General features: G+C 70.1%; 17 protein-coding genes and 2 pseudogenes. 7 read left to right on the forward strand and 12 right to left on the reverse strand.

Annotated features, from left to right (window positions below; genetic code table 11):
* Positions 1-17: 17 nt before the first annotated feature.
* The 5 genes from adh to A6A06_RS22345 form a co-directional block, all read right to left on the reverse strand.
* On the reverse strand, positions 18-1,541 hold the full coding sequence (adh, locus tag A6A06_RS22325) for an aldehyde dehydrogenase (RefSeq protein ID WP_073763025.1): 1,524 nt from the start codon (positions 1,539-1,541) through the stop codon (positions 18-20).
* A 65-nt stretch (positions 1,542-1,606) separates the two neighbouring features.
* The gene (locus A6A06_RS22330; protein ID WP_079194221.1) at positions 1,607-3,046 is read right to left on the reverse strand and encodes a GAF domain-containing protein; all 1,440 of its coding nucleotides are present in this window, start codon (positions 3,044-3,046) and stop codon (positions 1,607-1,609) included.
* A 114-nt stretch (positions 3,047-3,160) separates the two neighbouring features.
* Complete coding sequence (locus A6A06_RS22335; RefSeq protein ID WP_073763026.1) at positions 3,161-4,081, reverse strand: hypothetical protein; 921 nt, start codon at positions 4,079-4,081, stop codon at positions 3,161-3,163.
* On the reverse strand, positions 4,078-5,124 hold the full coding sequence (locus A6A06_RS22340; RefSeq protein ID WP_073763027.1) for a DUF6114 domain-containing protein: 1,047 nt from the start codon (positions 5,122-5,124) through the stop codon (positions 4,078-4,080). Before A6A06_RS22340 ends, A6A06_RS22335 begins: the two co-directional genes overlap by 4 nt.
* Positions 5,115-5,729: a DUF6230 family protein gene (locus tag A6A06_RS22345; RefSeq protein ID WP_199931067.1), complete on the reverse strand. Its 615-nt coding sequence runs from the start codon at positions 5,727-5,729 to the stop codon at positions 5,115-5,117. Before A6A06_RS22345 ends, A6A06_RS22340 begins: the two co-directional genes overlap by 10 nt.
* Positions 5,730-5,893: 164 nt before the next feature.
* Here A6A06_RS22345 and A6A06_RS22350 point away from each other — a divergent pair, with 164 nt between their 5' ends.
* The gene (locus tag A6A06_RS22350) at positions 5,894-6,553 is read left to right on the forward strand and encodes a TetR/AcrR family transcriptional regulator (RefSeq protein WP_073763029.1); all 660 of its coding nucleotides are present in this window, start codon (positions 5,894-5,896) and stop codon (positions 6,551-6,553) included.
* A 166-nt stretch (positions 6,554-6,719) separates the two neighbouring features.
* On the opposite strand, the gene A6A06_RS22355 is transcribed toward A6A06_RS22350, so the two are convergent.
* Positions 6,720-7,121, reverse strand: coding sequence for a MerR family transcriptional regulator (locus tag A6A06_RS22355; RefSeq protein ID WP_073763030.1), 402 nt, complete (start codon positions 7,119-7,121; stop codon positions 6,720-6,722).
* Positions 7,122-7,185: 64 nt separating this feature from the next.
* Here A6A06_RS22355 and A6A06_RS22360 point away from each other — a divergent pair, with 64 nt between their 5' ends.
* Positions 7,186-8,097 (forward strand): NAD(P)-dependent oxidoreductase, encoded by a 912-nt coding sequence (locus A6A06_RS22360; RefSeq protein ID WP_073763031.1) that lies wholly within the window; start codon positions 7,186-7,188, stop codon positions 8,095-8,097.
* Between the two features lie 193 nt (positions 8,098-8,290).
* Positions 8,291-10,951 (forward strand): annotated as a pseudogene (locus tag A6A06_RS22365) (PA14 domain-containing protein); the annotation flags it as partial.
* A gap of 194 nt (positions 10,952-11,145) precedes the next feature.
* Here A6A06_RS22365 and A6A06_RS22370 read toward each other — a convergent pair.
* Positions 11,146-12,360 carry a lactonase family protein gene (locus A6A06_RS22370; RefSeq protein WP_079194222.1) on the reverse strand — a complete coding sequence of 405 codons (1,215 nt, stop codon included), beginning with the start codon at positions 12,358-12,360 and terminating at the stop codon, positions 11,146-11,148.
* Positions 12,361-12,441: 81 nt separating this feature from the next.
* On the opposite strand from A6A06_RS22370, the gene A6A06_RS41950 reads away from it, so the two are divergent.
* Positions 12,442-12,672: a hypothetical protein gene (locus A6A06_RS41950; protein WP_199931068.1), complete on the forward strand. Its 231-nt coding sequence runs from the start codon at positions 12,442-12,444 to the stop codon at positions 12,670-12,672.
* A 64-nt stretch (positions 12,673-12,736) separates the two neighbouring features.
* Here A6A06_RS41950 and A6A06_RS22380 read toward each other — a convergent pair whose 3' ends face one another.
* Entirely contained in the window at positions 12,737-13,123 is a 387-nt protein-coding gene (locus A6A06_RS22380; protein ID WP_073763034.1) for a hypothetical protein, read from the reverse strand.
* Positions 13,124-13,260: 137 nt separating this feature from the next.
* On the opposite strand from A6A06_RS22380, the gene A6A06_RS22385 reads away from it, so the two are divergent.
* Both A6A06_RS22385 and A6A06_RS41955 read left to right on the forward strand, forming a co-directional pair.
* Complete coding sequence (locus tag A6A06_RS22385; RefSeq protein WP_073763035.1) at positions 13,261-13,764, forward strand: hypothetical protein; 504 nt, start codon at positions 13,261-13,263, stop codon at positions 13,762-13,764.
* Positions 13,765-13,914: 150 nt separating this feature from the next.
* Positions 13,915-14,052: pseudogene (locus tag A6A06_RS41955) on the forward strand (ArsR/SmtB family transcription factor); the annotation flags it as partial.
* 291 nt (positions 14,053-14,343) lie between these two features.
* On the opposite strand, the gene A6A06_RS22395 reads toward A6A06_RS41955, so the two are convergent.
* The 3 genes from A6A06_RS22395 to A6A06_RS22405 all read right to left on the reverse strand — a co-directional run bounded on the left by A6A06_RS22395 (position 14,344) and on the right by A6A06_RS22405 (position 17,052).
* Positions 14,344-14,829, reverse strand: coding sequence for a rhodanese-like domain-containing protein (locus tag A6A06_RS22395; RefSeq protein WP_073763037.1), 486 nt, complete (start codon positions 14,827-14,829; stop codon positions 14,344-14,346).
* A 158-nt stretch (positions 14,830-14,987) separates the two neighbouring features.
* On the reverse strand, positions 14,988-15,968 hold the full coding sequence (locus A6A06_RS22400) for a helix-turn-helix domain-containing protein (RefSeq protein ID WP_073763038.1): 981 nt from the start codon (positions 15,966-15,968) through the stop codon (positions 14,988-14,990).
* Between the two features lie 313 nt (positions 15,969-16,281).
* On the reverse strand, positions 16,282-17,052 hold the full coding sequence (locus A6A06_RS22405) for an IclR family transcriptional regulator (protein WP_079194223.1): 771 nt from the start codon (positions 17,050-17,052) through the stop codon (positions 16,282-16,284).
* A 203-nt stretch (positions 17,053-17,255) separates the two neighbouring features.
* Between A6A06_RS22405 and A6A06_RS22410 the strand changes: the two genes are divergently transcribed.
* Positions 17,256-18,053 (forward strand): AfsR/SARP family transcriptional regulator, encoded by a 798-nt coding sequence (locus A6A06_RS22410; protein ID WP_073763039.1) that lies wholly within the window; start codon positions 17,256-17,258, stop codon positions 18,051-18,053.
* Between the two features lie 252 nt (positions 18,054-18,305).
* Here A6A06_RS22410 and A6A06_RS22415 read toward each other — a convergent pair whose 3' ends face one another.
* Positions 18,306-18,965, reverse strand: coding sequence for a TMEM175 family protein (locus tag A6A06_RS22415; RefSeq protein WP_073763040.1), 660 nt, complete (start codon positions 18,963-18,965; stop codon positions 18,306-18,308).
* Positions 18,966-19,611: the final 646 nt, after the last annotated feature.

The following is a 19,611-nucleotide window of genomic DNA, read 5'->3' on the forward strand; positions in this document are numbered from 1 at the left end:
CGCCTTTTTCTGTGCACTCAGAAGAACCCGAGCTTCTTCGGCGAGTACGACACCAACAGATTCTTCGTCTGCTGGTAGTGATCCAGCATCATCTTGTGCGTCTCCCGGCCGATGCCCGACTGCTTGTAGCCGCCGAAGGCCGCGTGGGCCGGGTAGGCGTGGTAGCAGTTGGTCCAGACGCGGCCTGCCTGGATGGTGCGGCCGGCGTGGTAGGCGGTGTTGGTGTCGCGGGTCCAGACGCCGGCGCCGAGGCCGTAGAGGGTGTCGTTGGCGAGGGCCATCGCGTCGTCGAAGTCGGTGAAGGGGGCGACGGCGACGACCGGGCCGAAGATTTCCTCCTGGAAGACGCGCATGTCGTTGGTGCCTTCGAAGACGGTGGGGCGGACGTAGTAGCCGCCTTCGAGTTCGCCGCCGAGTTCGGCGCGGGTGCCGCCGGTGAGGATGCGGGCGCCTTCCTTCTGGCCGATGTCGAGGTAGGAGAGGATCTTTTCGAGCTGGTCGTTGGACGCCTGGGCGCCGACCATCGTGTCGGTGTCCAGCGGGTGGCCCTGGACGATCTGTTCGGTGCGGGCGACTCCGGCGGCCAGGAAGCCCTGGTAATGACCCTGCTGGATGAGGGCGCGGGACGGACAGGTGCAGACTTCGCCCTGGTTGAGGGCGAACATGGTGAAGCCTTCGAGGGCCTTGTCGTAGAAGTCGTCGTCGGCGGCGGAGACGTCGTCGAAGAAGAGGTTGGGGCTCTTGCCGCCCAGTTCGAGGGTGACCGGCTTCAGGTTCTCGGAGGCGTACTGCATGATCAGGCGGCCGGTCGTGGTCTCGCCGGTGAAGGAGATCTTCGCGACGCGCGGGCTGGAGGCGAGGGGCTTGCCGGCCTCCACTCCGAAGCCGTTGACGATGTTGACGACGCCGGGCGGCAGCAGGTCGGCGACCAGGCTCATCCAGTAGTGGATGGAGGCGGGCGTCTGTTCGGCGGGTTTGAGGACGGCGGTGTTGCCCGCGGCGAGGGCGGGGGCCAGTTTCCAGGCGGCCATGAGGATCGGGAAGTTCCAGGGGATGATCTGCGCGACGACGCCGAGCGGTTCGTGGAAGTGGTACGCGACGGTGTCGTCGTCCAACTGGGAGAGGGTGCCCTCCTGGGCGCGGATGGCGCCCGCGAAGTAGCGGAAGTGGTCGATGGCGAGAGGGAGGTCGGCGGCCATCGACTCACGGATGGGCTTGCCGTTCTCCCAGGTTTCGGCGACCGCGAGGGACTGGAGGTTGTCCTCCATGCGGTCGGCGATCCGGTTGAGGACCTGGGCGCGTTCGGCGGGGGAGGTACGGCCCCAGGCGGGCGCGGCGGCGTGGGCGGCGTCCAGGGCGCGTTCCACGTCCTCGGCCGTGCCGCGGGCGATCTCGGTGAACGGCTGTCCGGTGATCGGGGTGGGGTTCTCGAAGTACTGGCCCTTCACGGGCGGCACGTACTCGCCGCCGATCCAGTGGTCGTAGCGGCTCCGGTAGGACATCACCGCGTCGGCGGCGCCAGGGTTCGCGTAACGGGCCATGAGGGCTCCCCATCGCTGTCGGGTCGTCGCGCCCTCGCTCCCGCGGCGGGGCGCCGGTGCGCAGGCTAGGGACGTGGACGTTGCGGGGAGGTTGCGGGCGCGGGCGGGCGGCCGTGCGGGTGCTCGCGTCGGGCGGGGGGTGCAGGGGGTGCAGGGGGCTTTGAGGTGTACGGCGTCTCGTATCGGTTGTGGTGGTCGTACTGGTTGTGATGGTCGTACCGGTTGTAGTGGTCATATCGGGCGGGGGACGGCGGAGCCGGGGGGAGCGCGTATGCCGTGCGGAGCCGGGTTGCGGCGGCGGTGGGTCCGGTATCTCCGGGGAGCGCGGCGGCTTCCAACGCCTCCCAGATCTCCAAATCGTGTTCGCCCCAGGGGGTGTCGGCCCACAGGCGCAGGGTCCGTGGGTCGCGGTGGGTGAGGACGGACCGTCGGAGCCGGCCTTCCAGGAGGGCCCGGAGGCGGCGTACGCCGGGGGCTTCGGAGAGGGGGAGGAGGGGGCCGCGGTAGCCGCGGAGCGCCGCCGCGAGGTCGCCGGCCGTCAGTTCCGCCTCCACCGTGTCCAGGTCCGTCTCCACGGTTCCGGTCAGGCGGTACGGGCGCGAGTCGAGCAGCGGTCCCACCACGTGGCGCAGCCGGGACATTTCCGCGCGGAGGGTCACCGGGCGGACATCACGTTCGCCGTACAGGAGTGCGGCCAGCTGGTCGCCTGTCAGGCCTTCCGGGTGCCGGGCCAGCAGCAGGACGATCTCGCTGTGGCGGCGGCCGAGCCGCCGCGTCCGGCCGTCCGCGACGAGGAGGGCTTCGTCCCGGGCCAGGACGGCAAGGTGCGCGGCGGGCGCGGTCTGCTGAACGTACGAGGCCAGGTGGGCTTCGGCGGCACGGGCGGTGGCCTGGACGAGGGCCAGGCTGTGCGGACTGGCGAGGTGGTCGCCGCCGGTGATGTCCACGGCTCCCAGCAGGCGGCCCGTCCGCAGGTCGTGCAGGGGCGCGGCCGCGCAGGTCCACTGCTGTACGCGCTTGTTGTAGTGCTCGGTGGCGAAGATCTGTACGGCGTGGTCGGCGGCCAGCGCGGTGCCGGGGGCGTTCGTACCGGCGTGCCGTTCGTCCCAGCGGGCGCCGGGCACGAAGTTCATGCGCTCCGCGTGCAGGCGGACACCGGCGTGGCCTTCGACCCACAGCATCCTGCCCTGCGGGTCGCAGACGGCGAGGACGTGGGCGCCGTCGTGGGCGATGGTGCCCAGGAGATCGCGGAAGACGGGCATGGCGCGGGCCAGCGGGTGCCCGTCGCGGTAGGCGCGCAGTTCCGGCTCGTCGAGGTCGATCGGCGCCGGCCCGTCGAGGGTCGCGTGTGCGGACGCCGACCGGCGCCAGGAGTCGGCCACGACCGGGCGCACGGGTTGCGCCACCGTCCCGCCCGACAGGAATTCCTCGTGAGCGCGGCGCACCGTGCGGGTGCGCTCCACGGGATCGGCTCCCGCCTCCATCGCCAGCCAAGGGTTGACCACGCGTCACCTCTCCGATGCGACTCCTGCCCCCGTCCCGTACGCCGATGGTGCTGGTACGGGGCGGGGCAGTAAAGCCCGGGGCCGGGCGCGGGGGCGGAGGGCGCGCCCGTACGGTCAGCGATGCGCCGCCGTCTGCTTCTCCGGCAGCAGATCCGCCGTGGCCCGCCAGTGTCCTTTCGGGAGGCCCACCAGTGCGTAGAGCAGGCGGACGGGGGAGCGGCGCGGCAGGAGGAGCGTGCCCGCCACGGCGGCGAAGGCCGTGAGGCCGAGGGGGAAGCCGAGGAGGCGGACCAGCGCGCTCGCGAGGAGGGCGCCCAGCAGCGGCAGCCCGTACAGGCCCGCGCCCGCGATGGCCACGGCGAGGAAGCGCGGGACCTTCCGGTCCTGTGCGCCGCCCGGCAGGAGCCAGCCCTCGGCCAGCCAGCCGATCTCGACCAGCAGCATCGTGCCGATCACGGCGGCGCCGAGGACCAGGAGCGTGAGGAAGGTGCCGGAGGTCAGGAAACGCAGGACGTCGTTGACGACACTGTCCCGGGGCCAGGCGCGCAGTGCGGCGCTGTCCGTGGTGAGGAAGCGGCGGTAGCCCTGGCCGTCCCAGCCGTGTACGAGGGTGCCGAAGAGCAGGAAGTGGCCGCAGACGCAGTTCAGATACGCCCAGTAACCCGCGCCGACCAGGCACAGGGCCTGGGCGAGCAGGAAGCCCAGGAGCGCCGCGAGCACGACACCGCCCGCGTACAGCAGCGGAAAGCCGGCCCAGACGCCGCGGTGGCCGTCCGCGAGGTGCATCGTCGACCAGGACGGGTTCTGCCACATCAGGAACAGTCCGGTCGGCACCAGCAGCACCGCGGCGTACAGGAGCGTCAGGCACAGGTACGGATTCGCGGCGCGGCTGACGAGGCGCGGGGCGAGCAGCCGGGGCAGCCCGGTGCGGTCGGCGGCGCGGCGTTCGAGGAACTGCAGCTGCCGGGCGGCGGAGAGCGCGAACGTCGAGCCGGTGGCGTACGCCCAGAACAGCGCGGCCGGCAGGCCGATCATGCCGTCCTCGCCCGCGCTCCGGCCTTGGGTCCGGCCCCCGCCCCGGCCCTGGTTCCGGCCCCGGCCCCGGCCCCGGCATCGAGCCTCAGCCCGTCCGCGACGATCAGGTCGGAGGTGACCAGGGCCTGTTCGGCGTCCACGTCGGTCATGAAGACGAACGGCGGCACGACCGGCGGCACCGGGAGGGTGTCGGGGGTGAAGGTCAGACAGATCAGCCCTTCCAGACAGCCGCTGAACTTGGTGAGGTAGAGCGTCACGTTGCCGCTGAGGTCCAGGCTACGGGCGCCGAGGCGCAGTTGCGGGCCGGCGGCGTCGCGGGTGGTGAGCCGGTAGTCCGTGAGCGAGGCCGCCTTCATCCGGAGGACCATCGCCTTGACCGGACCGTCGGCCGTCGGCACCTCGGTGACGCCGGCCAGCAGGAAGCCCTTCGGCGCGAACAGCGTCGTCGTCACCGTCGGCGGGGTGGGCGCCGCGGGGATGCCGGCCGCGTGGGCGGGCTCCGGGGGCGTGCCGATGACCGTGATCAGGACGATCGGCAGCGCTACGGCGAGTGCCTTGCCCCGGCCGCCGCTGCTCCCGCCCCCGATGTCCTCGTCCCCGACGCTCCCGTCCTCGACGTTCCCGTCCCCGGCGCCCCCGTCCCCGCCGTCCCCGTCCCGCAGCGGCGTCCACCCGAACCCCATCGCGCTGCCCGCGATGCCCAGCCCCATCCCCACCAGGAATCCGCCCAGGTTGGTCGCCGCGAAGGACAGGACGGACAGGATCAGCGCGTGCAGGCTCACGTAGTGGTGCGCGGCCGGGCGCAGCCACAGGAACACCCCGGCCACGATCAGCGCCAGCCCGATGCCGATCGCGGCCAGCCCGCCCAGGCCGAGGCTGATCAGTACGGTCAGCGGCGACAGCGGTACGAGCAGCAGTTCCGCGCCGCCCAGGATCAGCAGCAGCCCGGCCCAGAACGGCCGGGTCCGCCGCCAGCCGCGGAACGCCGCCCGCCGCTCGGGCCAGGGGAGCCCGGCGGCCGGGCGCCGGGTGCTCAGAAGCACTTCTTGCCGTCCAGGCTCACGTCCAGCCGCAGTCCCTTGAGGCGGAAGTTGCCGCCGGTGGCGGACCACGCGTGCGATCTGACGCCGGCGACCTCGACGTTGCCGGCCTGGAGTCCGAATTTGCCCTTCTCGCCCTGGACGCCGGGCACTTCGTCGAGGGTGGAGGCGTCCCGCCCGATCTGCGCCGTACCGAACCGCGCGTCGCCCACCAGGTCCTCGCCGTCGATGACGAGGTTGTCGGCGGTGACCTGTCCGGCGTCGCCGCCCGCGGTCAGCTTGAACACCACGGAGCCCAGCGGTGTCTTGACCTCGGCCGCCTGGCAGATGTCGCTCAGTACGGCCTTGCCCAGGCCGAGCAGGGCGACGGGGTGTCCCTGGCCGCTCACGTCGCGGTCGGTGTGCACGTAAGAGGACAGTCCCTGGCTGGTCAGCTTGCCCGACGCGACCTGGAAGTTGGTGCCCGAGACGGCGAACGACGCGGCGAGCGCGCCCTCGGCCATCACCGAGGCCATCGCGCCGACCGCGAGCACCGCGGGAATCGCGGTCACCGCGGTCTTCTTCCAGGAAGTACGTCCCTGCGGCAACGGCCGCTTGTTCTTGCTCACTGCTTCCTCCCCGGGGCAGCGATGGGCCGGCTGCCGGCGCAGCCGTTGACACGTGCGAGCGCGCGAGGGAAGTGCTTGGTGGAGCTGTCACGGGACGAAGCCGCAGGTGGGTTACCTCTGCCATACTGCGGAAAACCCGTGGCAGTTGGAGACTAGGGCTCGAATTGAATAATAGTCAACAGCGCGGACCCGGTGCCCCACGGGTCGCCCGCACCACCGAGCGCTCGCAGGCGCGCCGTGCCGAACTGATCGCCACCGGAAGGCGGCTGTTCGCAGACACCTCCTATGACGCCCTGTCCATGGACGACATCGCCCGTCAGGCCGGTGTCGCGAAGGGCCTGATCTACTACTACTTCAAGAACAAGCGCGGCTACTACCTCGCGATCATCGAGGACGCCGTCGCCGAACTCGCCCGGCGCGCCGCGAGCACCCACGACCTGCCGCCCATGGAGCGGGTCCAGCACACGATCGACGGCTATCTGCGGTATGCCCAGCACCATCAGGCGGCCTACCGCGCCATCGTCACCGGCGGCGTCGGTTTCGACGCGCAGGTGCTCGCCATCCGGGCGGAGGTCCGCGAGCAGCTGCTCGGCACCATCGCGCACGCCGCCTGGGGCCGCGACGAGATACCCGCACTGGCCCGTACGGCGCTGGTCGGCTGGCTCTCCAGCGTCGAGGGCGTCACCCTCGAATGGATCGCCCGGCAGGAACTGGACCGGGAGACGGTCGTCTCGCTGCTCGTGCGAGGGCTGGGGGACACCCTGCGGCTGATCGAGGAGTTCGAGCCGGCCTGCCCGGCACCCACCCGGCCGCCCGTCCCCTGATGAGCGCCCGCCCCTCGGAGCGGGGGGAGTGTGGAAGCGCGCCGGGGCGTACGGGTCATGGCGGCGCGCCGACAGGGAGGCCACAGGGCGGGAGGCCGTGGCCCCGCCCTGTCGGTCCGCTGAACCAGGCGGGGGCTCTGATGAACCAGGCGGGGTCTCCGACGGGCTAGGCAGGGTCCCCGAGGGCGTGGCAGGCCTGGGGATCGGCAGCGTCAAAGGGCGGCGTGCCGGTCATGATGGTGTCCAAGGCATCCCGTGCGGAGAGCAGTTCGGCCACCGCTCGGTCGATGCGGTCCCGTTCGCGTTGCAGGTCGGGAAGCAGGCCGGAGCAGGCGGGCACCAGTTTGCCGCCGTCGTTGTTCATGCAGGGCAGCAGTTCCGCGATGGTCCGGGTGGTGAGGCCGGCGGCCAGCAGCATGCGGATGCCGCCGACCGTACGGACATCGCTCTCGCGGTACTCGCGGTACCCGCTGGGACGGCGCACGGGGTGCAGCAGGCCCTGCTCCTCGTAGTAGCGCAGAAGGCGCACGCTGACGCCGGTCCGGCGGGACAGTTCCCCGATACGCATGTGCCGCCCATCGTCCGCAGTGCATTTGACTCTCACACCGATGTCAGACTCTAACCTGCGACGCATGACAACGCAGCAAGCAACTGACGTGCGCCCCGACCCTGTTACCGTCATCGGCCTCGGCCCCATGGGTACGGCCCTGGCCGAAGCCTTCCTGGACAAGGGGCACTCCCTCACCGTCTGGAACCGCACCCCGGAGAAGGCGGACGGCCTTGTGGCCAAGGGCGCCGTGCGGGCACGGACGGTGGCCGAGGCGGTTGCCGCGAGCCCGGTCACCCTGGTGTGCCTCAAGGACTACGAGGCCATGTACGAGGTCCTCCAGCCGGCCGCCGCGGTACTTGAGGGCCGCGCCCTGGTCAACGTGAACTCCGGTACGCCGAGCGAGGCCCGCGCGGCTGTCGGGTGGTGCGAGGAGCGAGGCATCGACTACCTCGACGGCGCCGTCATGGTGCCGCCTCCGCTGGTGGGCGGCCCTGGCGCGGTGTTCCTGTACAGCGGGTCGCGGAGCGTCTTCGACCGGCACCACCGGACGCTGACGAGCTTGGGCGACCCACGTCACCTCGGTGAGGACGCCGGCCTCGCGGTGCTCCACAACGCCGCACTGCTCGACATGATGTACACGACCATCAACGGATATCTGCACGCGACCGCCCTCGTCGCCTCGGCGGGAATTTCGGCGCGGACGTTCGCGGAGCTGGCCTTCGGCTGGTTCATGCCGACCGTCGTGGGCTACGGAAGTCTGGGCGAGCAGGCACTCAGCCTGGACACCGCTGACTACCCGGGCGCCCTGGGCACCCTGGAAATGAACCTCACCGCCTTGGAGCACATCACCCGCACCAGCGAGGAACAGCATGTCAGCTCCGAGCACCCCCGGCTGATGGAGGAGACCGCCCGACGTGCCGTCGCCGGGGGCTACGGCGGACAGAACTACTTCGCCGTCTATGAGCTGCTGAAGAAGGCGGTGCCCGATTCGTGATCCGGTCTCGCGCCCGCGCTTCCCGGTCTTGCGTCTCCTACGTCCGTCTCCTGCGTCCGTCTCCATCTGTCCGTCTCCATGCGTCCCCTTCAGTGCCGGTCGTCCGGCCATTCCCGTGCAGAACTGTTGTTTTACGGTGCGCGCTGTGCCTAACTGTTTGACTATGTTTCCTTCTTCGCATCGCCTGAGCCTGATGGCCAGAGGTGTCCCGCGCCGAAGACACCGCGTGGGACAACCCCGCCGCTCGTCCCCCCGACTGCTTCTCTGGGCCCTGCTGTTCGCCCTCGCCGCGTCGCTGCCCGTCAGCAGCCTCGCGCCCCCCGCACGGGCAGCGGGTCAGGGCGCCGACCCCGCGGCCACAGCACCGCGGGAGGCCGGGCACGGCCTCAAGGGCGAGTACTTCCGGATGTCCAAGCCCGGTGCCCGCGACTTCGCCGAGCTCGGCGGGACGACGCTGGAACCGGCCGTCGACTTCCCCGACCTCAGCTCCGTCTTCCGGTTCACCACAGGGCGCACCGAGCACACCACGGCGCGGTGGAGCGGCAAGATCGAGGCGCCCAGGAGCGGAAAGTTCACCTTCTTCGCCAAGGGCGACAACGGCTTCCGGTTCTTCATCGACGGTAAGCCGGTCATCGACCACTGGCTGCCCGACTGGGACGTCGAGGTCAAGAGCGAACCCGTCGAACTCACCGCCGGCCGGCAGTACGACTTCCGGTTCGAGATGTTCCAGGACAGCGGCGGCTCCAACATGGCGCTGAGCTGGCAGAGTCCGGACGTCAAGCGGCAGCCGGTCCCGGAGTCGGCCTTCACCCCGCCGGACGGCTTCGAACCGTACCCGGTGGACCTCTCCGTCGGCGCCGACGGGCGTCGGCTGCGGGCGACGTTCGAGGACGAGGTCGGTGTGACCGAGGCGCTCAAGAGCCACCTGATGCTGGAGGTCGACACCACGGACATGCCCGTGGCGTCGGTCGCCAGGGATGAGGGCGACCCGCGCTCCGTGGTCCTCACACTGGCCGGGCCCGTCCAGAAGGGCCAGCGGGTGCGCTTCGCCTACGACGGCAAGGGCGGGCTGACCAGCGGAGACAAGAGCGTACCCATGGTCATCCGCTCCGCCGGGAACCTCTCCACCCACCGGCTGACCACCGAGTGGGGCGACAAGGTCGACCCGGACAACCCGCTGCCCGAGTACCCCCGGCCGCAGGAGAAGCGGGCGAAGTGGAAGAACCTCAACGGCCGTTGGGAGTTCGCCGGCGCCGGTAAGGACGAGCAGCCCCCGTTCGGCAAGCGGCTGGCCGAAAAGATCACGGTGCCGTTCCCCGTCGAGTCGCAGCTCTCCGGGATCGAGCGGCACGAGGACCACATGTTCTACCGCAGGCTGATCACCGTCCCCAAGAGCTGGCACGTCGGCCACGCGCAGCGCCTCAAGCTGAACTTCGGCGCCGTCGACTACGAGGCGCGGGTGTGGGTCAACGGCACACAGGTGGCCCGGCACACCGGCGGCTACACCGGTTTCAGCGCCGACATCACCGACGCGCTGAAGAAGCACGGCCAGCAGGAGATCATCGTCGGCGTCACCGACACCGGCGGCGCCGATCAGCCGAAGGGCAAGCAGACGCCGCGCCCCGGGGGCATCTTCTATACCCAGTCCTCCGGTATCTGGCAGACCGTGTGGATGGAGCCCGTCGCCAGGACGGCCGTCGACAGGATCGTCAGCACCCCCGACATCGGCAGCGGCACCCTCAAGGTGACGGCGGAATCCCGCAACGCCTCCTCGCGGGCGAAGGTCACGGCCGTGGCGCGGAACAAGGAAGGCAAGGAGGTCGGCAGGGTCACCGGAGCGGCCAACACGAACCTGAACCTGAAGGTGCGGAACCAGCACCTGTGGTCGCCCGACGACCCCTACCTCTACGACCTCGAAGTCACCCTGCGCGACGGCGGGCCGAAGGACGTCGTCAAGAGCTACTTCGGGATGCGCTCCATCGGCGTACAGAAGGTCGGCGGCCATCCCAAGCTCGTGCTGAACGGCAAGCCCTTCTTCTCCCTCGCCATGCTGGACCAGGGCTTCTGGCCGGACGGCCTCCACACCCAGCCCAGCGACGAGGCGCTCCGCTTCGACCTGGAGGGGCAGAAGCAGCTCGGCTTCAACGCGGTGCGCAAGCACATCAAGGTCGAGTCGCCCCGCTGGTACTACCACGCGGACCGGCTCGGACTGCTGGTGTGGCAGGACTTCGTCTCCGGCGACATCACCGGCGAGCGCGGGCAGCGGGCGTTCACCGACCAGGGCCGGGAGATGATGAAGCAGACGCACAACTCTCCGGCCGTCGGCGGCTACATCGTCTTCAACGAGGGCTGGGGCGAGTGGGACCGCGAGGCCACCGGCCGCCTCGCCGAGGCCGTCAAGGCCGAGGACCCCTCACGCGTCGTCAACGCGCACAGCGGCGTCAACTGCTGCAACTCCAAGGGCGACTCGGGCAAGGGTGACGTCATCGATCACCACGACTACAGCAACGTCGACCCGCCCGCACCCGACGACCGCCGGGCCGCCATGGACGGCGAACACGGCGGCTTCACCCTGCGCACTCCCGGCCACATGTGGCCCGGTACCCCCACCGTGATCTACAGCGGGGTGGCCGACACGGAGGAGCTGACCCGGAAGTACGTCGACAACACCCGGAAGTTCTACCTGCGCCAGGCGCGCGAGCAGCTGTCCGGTTCGATCTACACGCAGGTCTCCGACCTGGAGAACGAACTCAACGGCTTCTGGACGTACGACCGGCGCAAGCTCAAGGTCGACCCGGCCCGCGTCCGCGCCGTCAACCGCGAGGTCATCGCCGCCGGAGCGGCGGCGGGAGACTGACCGGCCCGCGCGTCCCGGGCCTCTCGGCCGGCTCGGGACGCGCGGGAACCTCCGATGCGCCGGGCCGCGCCGCATCGCGGACCACGGGCAGGCCCAACTCGCGGCGGATGGGCATACGCGCCCGGCTTGCCGATATGCGGGGCACCGCGTCACAGGGGCAGCGTCATCGAGGCAGCATCAGAGGAGCAGCCTCATAGAGGCAGGGCGCAGCCGAGCGAGGACGTGGTGAAAGGCGGCCCGGACGGGGAGAGGGCGCCGGTGTCCCGGTTCACGCTGAAGACGCCGACCGTCCTGCCGTACTGGTTGGCCGCGAACAGCAGCGTGCCCGACGGCGCGAGGCTGATGTGCCGGGGCCAGGAGCCGCCGCTGGACACCGTGTCCATCAGGCGCAGGCCGGACCCGTCGGCGGTGACGGCGAACCGGGCGATGCTCTCGTGTCCCCGGTTGGAGAGGTAGAGGAACCGGCCGTCGGACGAAATCGCCACCTCTGCCGGGTAGTTGCGGACGGCAGCCCCGGATCCGCCGGGGACGGTGGGCCGGCTCTCGCCGCGGGTGAGCACGCCGGTCGCCGGATCATGGCCGTAGACGGTGATCGTGCTGTTCAGTTCGTTGGCGACGTAAGCGTAGGGGGCCGTCGGGTGGAAGACCATGTGGCGGGGGCCGGCGCCCGCCACCGAACGGGCTTCGGAAACCGGCCGCAGCGTGCCGCTCGCGGTGTCGAGCCGGTACGTGTACACCTTGTCGGTGCCCAGATCGACGGCGAAGACGTGGCGGCCCCGGGGGTCGGTGATGATCTGGTGCGCGTGCGGACCCTCCTGGCGTCCGGGGTCGGGCCCGGAGCCGGTGTGCTGGACGAGCGCGGTACGGGCGCCCACGCTGCCGTCGGCGTTGACCCGGTGCGCCGCGACGCTGCCCGCGCCGTAGTTGGCGCTGAGCAGATGGCGGCCGGCCGGGTGCACCGACAGGTGGGTGACGTTGGCGCCGCCCGTGGACTGCGCCGGGCCCAGGGGGCTGAGCGCGCCGTCCTTGCCGATGGCGAAGGCCCGCACCGCGCCCTGCTGTCCGCCGTTGTCGAGGGAGTAGAGCACCTTGCCGTCGGGGGAGACCGCGAGGAAGGACGGGTCGGTCACTCCCGGGAAACCGCCGCGCCGGGTCAGTGCGCCGGTCGTGGTGTCGTACGTGCAGGAGATGATGCCGTTGCCGTACGTACCCAGGAACGCCGGACGCAGATCCGCGCGCTCCGGCCGGGAGGGCGACGGCCGGTCCTGCGCGGCGGAAGCGGGCACCCCGGACGCGGCGCCGAGCACACCGGCGCCCAGCGCCCCGATGAGCGAGCGGCGGCCGAGGCCGGAGGCCGCGGTGGCTCGGTCTGTGTGCTCCACGGGCTGAGGTGGCTGTGGGGGCATGACGGGCACCTTTCCACACCGAGGGAATTGGCGTGCGCTCGTCAACAGCATGGCGACCCGACGGCCTCTAGGTCCAGACCAATGCCGTCATGGCTGTGGCGACGCGCCCTGCCCGCCACCGGGTGCGGTGGGCGCCTGGACGAGGGTGCGGTGGGATGGGAGTCGTGCTTCGGATCGGTGAGCGCCCTCTTCCCGTGCACGCACTGGTGCTGGAACTGCACCCGGGTGGCGGGCATCGCCGCGTACCGCTCGCAGGACTCCTCGCGCTGCTCCGGGTCGGGGTCGGAGGCCGGCCAGGCCGGGGCCACGTAGATTTTCTGCAGCCCGAACATCTCACGGGGCCGCATCCCCTGGAAGGCCGCGTCCCAGAGGTAAGTCAGCCGGTGAAGCCCCACACCGTGTACGCGTTCACAGCCAGCTGGTACACCGGGCCCATGGCCAGCGGGCGCTTCCTCTTGCGGACCTTCTTCACGTACCGGCCGCGCCGCGGGGCGGGCACCGGGACAGGAGATTCCGTCCGCACCTTGTATCGCTGCACCGCGTCGGTCATCAGCATCCCGAAGAGCATCAAGATGTCGCCGCGGATCTTGGCCACGCGCGTGCCGTGGCGCACCTCGTACCCGCGGTCGAGACCGTAGTCGTAGGCAATCTCCTCGTCATCGAAGCCGCTCTCGCTCTCGTACTTCTTCCTGCCGTTCTCCAAGTACTCGCCGGACCACCATTTGACCCGGCACGTGGTCCCGCGCCATTCGACGTACGGCATGCCGACCCCAATTAGGTGGGTGGTGGTCTGGCCCCGGAGCGACTGATGATCCTACTGAGCGTGTTCTTTCCCTTCGTTTACAGTCGGCGAGAGCGTTGCCATTGAGCGCTGTTCTTTCCTGATTTGCGAGGTGCTTGATGGGTAGGTTGCTGGATTCCTGCGATACGACCGTGTCGGCGAGCTATCGGCTGTTCGGGCTGGTTGACACGACCATGGGGGCGGAAACGTTCGATGATGATGCGGACAGATCGAAGTGGCTGCTCCCGGGGCCGGGCTTGGTGTACCTGCAGGTGCCCTCCGAGGTCGGCACGACGGTGATACGGCTGGAGTCGTGGACCACTGCGCCGGCGTTGCCGTCGGGCCGGTGGGCGGGGCGTGAGGAGGCCGAGGTGGACCTTCCCGAGGGCGAGCTTGGCCTGCAGACCGTCGACGGCGGGCTGAGGGAGATTCCGCTGGTGTTGCCGTCGCCGGGCACGTACCGGATGCGGTGGCAGTGGGTGTTCGACCCGGACGCGGGTCCTTTCACTTCTCCGCTGCGAGGTTGTTCCGACGTGCTGGGCACGCCCACCGGCCATGAGGCCGCGCTGGGCGGGGAGGATCAGTTTTGCCTGGTACAGATCTGGCGGACCGCCGCTGCCTGAACCGCGTTGACGGGGTCGCAGGGCCGCCCCGAATGGGGACGGCCCTGCTTGTAATTCACCAGGGTGTCACTGCCGGGATGTCCGGTCGAGGCTGTCGCCGTCCGCGTCGGGCTCACCTCGGCAGTCAATCTGCGCCGCCGTTTCCGGACGGTCTCCCGCCACCTCGCCGTGCTGCGCCGCGCGGGCCTGCTCACGGCCCGGCGGCAGGGACGTTACATCCGGTACACCCTCAATCTGCCCGATCTGGCAGAGCTGGGCACCGACCTGCTGGCAGTCGTACTGCGCTGAGCAGCTCCCGTATGGCGAACAGACAGTCCAACTGGACGTGATCGGCTGCCTGCCAGGTGGAGAACTTCCCGGAGCAGGTGGCATAACCGATCAGTTCGCCTTCGTGGTCGGCCACGAGGCACCACGCTCTGGGTTGTGCCGAGAACAGCACGGGCTCCAGGCGGGCGGTGAGATCGGTGGGCACGGGGCCGGCGCTCTCGAAGGCGGCGTGGGCGGCACACAGGTCGGCTGTCGTCGGCAGGTCGGCCGCGGTGGCTGGACGGATCACACCGTCCGGCCGTGCAGTGTCCTTCAGCACGCGCACAAGACGCCCGAGCGCGGGGCGGTCAGGTCGTCGACGGGGCGCTGCTCGACGCCGGTGGCGGAGTCGTAGGCGAAGCCCTCGCGTACCCAGTACTCGAAGCCGCCCAGCAGTTCTTTGACCTGGTAGCCGAGGTCGGCGAAGGCCAGCGCCGCGCGGGTCGCACCGTTGCAGCCGGGGCCCCAGCAGTAGGTGACCACGGTCTGCGCCGGGTCGATCAGCTGCGGTGCCAGCTCGGCGATCCGTGCGGTGGGGATGTGGAGGGCGCCGGGAATGCGGCCCTGGTCCCAGCCGGCGTCGCTGCGAGTGTCGACCACCACGACGCCGGGTGCGCCGGTTGCCAGGTCGGCGTGGACGTCGGAGACATCCGCCTCGAAGGCGAGCCGGGCGGCGTAGTGGGCGGCGGCCTCGGCCGGGGTGGCGGCGGGCACGCTCAGGACGGCGCTGGTGATCTCGGCGGAAGCGGTGGCGGACATCGGGAGTACCTCGTGTTCTTGCTGGTGGGGACGCGGTCCCTGTGGGCCGTGCCGGGTTTCCCGGTCGGCGATGGCTCCATCCTCCGATCCCTGGGCCCGCCCCACGAGTGGCGTAAACGCCTGAGGCCGTCAAGATGCCGCCAGCCGTCGGAATGCCCCTACGGGCGCGCGGGGACGCTGATGAACGTCTTGCGGTAGGCCGTCGGTGTCGTGCGCATCCGGCGGGTGAAGTGGTGCCGGTACGTCGCGGTGCTGTCGAAGCCGACCGCGGCGGCGACCTCGTCCACGGTCCCCTCGCCGGATTCGAGCAGCGGCAGACTGGCGGCCACCCGCTGGGCGATGACCCAGCGCATGGGGCTCACGCCGTTTCGGCGGGTGAAGTGCCTCAAGTACGAGCGTTGCGACATGCGCGCGGCCCGGGCCAGGGCGGGCACGGACAGTGGTGTGCGCAGATGCCGCAGCGCCCAGTTCATGCTCTGCGTGACGCCGTCGTCCTCGGGGCTGACCTCTCCCACCGCCGCCTCGATGAACTGGACCTGCCCGCCCTCGCGGTGCGGCGGCACCACGAAGCGGCGCGCCACCGCGTTGGCGACGACCGCACCGTGATCGGCCCGGACCAGGTAGAGGCACAGGTCGATACCGGCCGCGCTGCCCGCGCTGGTGAGGACATCGCCGTTGTCGACGTACAGCACGTCGGGGTCCACCTCGACGCCGGGATGCCGTTCGGCGAGCGCGCGGGCGTAGCGCCAGTGGGTGGTGGCGCGCCGGCCTTCCAGCAGGCCGGCCGCCGCCAGCGCGAACGCCCCCGAGCAGATCGACACCAGTCGCGCCCCCTGCGCGTGGGCCTGCAGCAGCGCTTCCACCAGGGCGGGCGAGACCTCCGCCCCGGCCTTGGCCACCCCCGGCACGATGACCGTGTCCGCTGCGGCCAGCGCGTCGAGCCCGTACTCGGCGCGCACCGTGAAACCGCCGACCGCCCGCAGGTCCCGGCCGGGTTCCTCGGCGCACACCCGCAGTTCGTACCAGGGCAGGTCGCCCAGCTCGGGCCGGGTCAGGCCGAAGACCTCCACCACCACGCCCAGCTCGAAGGGTGCCATGGCATCGAAGGCCAGCACAGCCACCACATGCGTCTTCTTCATGGCTGGATCTTAAAAGTCAGCAAGATCCAGCCATGACGCCCCTACGCTCGGCGGGATCCTGCGGCGAAATCAATAGCACGGGCAGCCGGGACCGGACGATCGGCTCGCAGTGTCACGGCGCGCACACGGGCCCGTTGGAAGGCCAGGGCGACAAGTAGTGGTTCGAGTGGGATCTCGCCTGAGATCTGCCGGTTTGCGGGGGTGGGCGTGCGGGTTCCTGGCTGGCATACACCGCCACAGCTAGGGGCGGAAGATCGCGGAGCCGGTCAGACGTGTGACGAGCGGCGGCCCGGGTGCCGGGAATGGAGGCAGCTCACCTGCGGTGGCCGAGCGCGGCGCCGATGGTGGCCGCGGTCCTCCGGGTGGCTTCGGCGAGGCGATCCAGCCGGTGGTCCGGACCGGTCAGCACGCACAGAGCCGCTACCGGGGGACCGCTGCGTACGTACACCGGTACGGCAGCGCAGCACACCCCTTCCAGCACTTCTTGCCGATCGAAGGCGACCCCCTGTTCGCGGATGACGGCCGCCTCGCTGGACCAGGTACCCGGCAAGGGCCCGACGGGCAGTGGGCGGCCGGCCATGGCGACCAGGACCTTGCCGGCCGCCGTGTACCACGGCCAGACCCGCTGATCGCTCACCTTCGCGGGCGCCGAGTCCAGTGCAGTAGTCCAGTCCAAGATCATCGTCTGCCCTTGGTGCAGCACGGCGAGCCCCACCGTCGTCCCGGTGACCGAAGCCAACTGCCGCGTCGGTCGTCGTGCGGCCGGCCGCAGCTCGGGACACGGCTGCCACCCATGGCCGAGTTGAAACAGTTGCGGACCGATGCGGTACCGGCCATGCCTGTGCTCGACAGCCCCCAGATTGCTCAGCTGGTCCAGGAGCCGGTACGCCGTCGTCTTGGGCAGACCACATGCGGACGCCAAGGCGGTGAGCCCCGCGTCCTCGGTCTGCCGCAGTGCAGTGAGCAGCGCGAAGGCGCCCGCCAGAACCCCTCGTCGCCTTGGCGCGCCGGGCGCTGACGCCTCGTGCGGCACACCGTCCCACCGGGCCTGCGAGTCCTCGGTCGCCGTGTTCCATCGGTGCACGAGCGCACCCCCGTCTGTACGTGCGGAGTCGTGGCCAGGCTGAACTCCGCGTCGTTCCGCAGCCGGAACCGCCGCCTTCGGCAGAGAGCCGGCATCTCCTGGACCAGATTGACAGCCGGTCTTTGGTTGAAAGTTTGCCGAAAGGTTGTCGCCCTGCACCGGGTGTACGAGGACCGTGGAGACGATGTGAACGGGGGCTGGACATGGTGCTGCGGCTGTGTCTGTCAGGGCCGGTAGAAGTCGTACTGCGAGGACATCCTCTGGATACGGGGCCTCCCCAGCGCCGCGCAGTCCTGGCCGCACTGGCAGTCGATGCCGGTCGGCCTGTGCCTGTCGAGGTGCTGATCGAGCGAGTCTGGGATGCGAAGCCCCCGGAAGGCGCCCGCCGCGCGCTGTACGCGCATATATGCCGGATCCGGCGCCTGGGCGAAGAACTGGGCAGCGATGGCCATGAACGGTTACCGGTGCTGCGCCGGTCCGGTGGCTATCAGCTGGACCTCGACCCCGACGCGGTCGACCTGCGTAGGTTCCACCGGCTGGCCGCATCGGCCTGTGAGAGCGGACAATCCCAGGACCAGCGGGCCACGCTGCTCCGCGAGTCTCTCTCGTTGTGGCGCGGCGAACCCCTCGTCGGGCTGCGTGGAGCATGGCCGGTCCGGGTGCGCGAGGCGTGGAGGCGGCGGCGCGTGGATGTCGCGGTGCGCCTCGCGTGCATAGAGATGTACAGCGGCGACCCGGCCGCCGTGGCGCAGCAGTTGAGGGATCTGCTCGACGAACACCCTGCGGCCGAATCCGTCGCCGAGGCCCTGATGCACGCCCTGTACCTGGCCGGAGACGGTGCGGAGGCGTTGCGCTGTTACGCACAGGTCAGGCATCGCCTCGTGGAAGAGCTGGGCACGGAACCCGGACGCAAGCTGAGGGAACTGCACCAGCGGATCCTGCGGGGGTGGCCCATGGCGGGTGCGGCGGACGTGGCTACGGCAACGAAGGTGCACAGGTGACGCCATGACCCGCCCTCACCGCAGCCTCAGTAAGGCAGTCCTCATGCGCGGAGGCGCGATCGTCGTTGAGAGTAGGTGTGATCAATCAGGGTCTGGACTGCATGGCCTGGCCCACCGGGCGCAGGAGCGCCTCCGAGAGCCCGGTCCGCGACCGGCTCGGCGCACCACCCCGGCCCCAGGCCCGCTGAAGGTGAACGAGAACCGTCCGCGCTGAGGCCGTTGGTTTCTCCTGACAGGGCACGGCGTGCTCATTCACCGCGGCGAGCGTGCGGGCCCGGGTGATTCAGGGCGAGAGGGGCGCAGGCGGGAGATGAGTGCTCCGCCGTACGGGGCGGCCAGCGGGGCGAAGAACCACAGTACGAAGGCTTGGGGGAACAGCCAGGAGACGCCCCCGCTGAGGACGAACCACAGGCTGACGGCCCAGGAGCCATCGGTGTGCCGACGGGATTCTGCTGCGTCGCCGGTGACCAGGCCGCTTCGGGTGGAGACCTCCTTGATGACGGCCTCGCAGCAGGCCATGGCCGCCATGGTGCCGGCGAAGAGGGTTTGTGCCAGCGGATTGCTGACCGACGCGCCGATGACGGCTGTCGGGAACGGAAGGAACGCGACCAGCAGCAGGAACGGCGCGTGCCAGGCCAGGAAGGCCGTGGACAGTCTGCCGATCCGGTCCATCAGCTTGTGGTGACGGCGCCATACCGACCAGAGCAGAACAAATGCCAGCGCGAACGCCAGGTAGGAGTCCCGCTGGTCCACCAGGAAGCTGCCCAGCGCACGAGCCGAGGCGAGCTCCTTCTCGTCGGGGCGCTCCAACTCGACGGCCAGCAGCGTCATCGCAATCGCGAAGATCGCGTCCGTGAAGAAAGTCAGCCTCTCGGGTGAGAATCCTGGTTCCGGCCGCGCGATCTCGCTCATCCGAACTTCCTGACTCAGGGACATGGAGCACTGGCCGCGAAGGGGCGAACGGGAAGGCGGGACGGGAGTGACTCCGGTGTCAGGAACTGGTGCGGATGAGACGGCTGTCCAGACACTCCGGAACGGTATGACTCGCGCGTGCGCACGTAGTGCGTTGACATCTGGAGCTGCCCGGTCGATGACCGGGCCCTTCCCATCCTTCCAATAGTTCTGCTGATTCTGCTGATTCTGCTAGTTCTGCTGGCGACAGGCTTGTATCCGGAAAAACTATCGTGCTTCGGCTCGTCCCGCGGCGAAATCCCCAGAAGCGACATAAGCGCCAAGCCGTGCAGCCGCGTCAGGAGGGTGTGGCCGGAGCGGACGTACGGAGCCATGAAGAAAAGGCAGGTGCTTGGAAGGCGCTCGGTCCATCATCCTGTGCATGGCGCCTGACCTGGGTAAACGTGCTCTTCCTGAGCTGCCTTCCGGGGCGCGGGGGACGTATGGGGAACGTCAGGCTCTCGATGCCCGGGGGACACGAGGGGCCGAATAGCTACGGCCGGGCTCTCACCTCAATCTTCACCGTTTCGCGGCCCTCTGTGGAAACAATCGTGTCCCGCGCAGGCGTTGCAGGTCCCGGAGTCGAGGAAGGGAAGGAAGGGAAGGA

Source organism: Streptomyces sp. CB02923, from assembly GCF_001905005.1.
GTDB lineage: Bacteria > Actinomycetota > Actinomycetes > Streptomycetales > Streptomycetaceae > Streptomyces.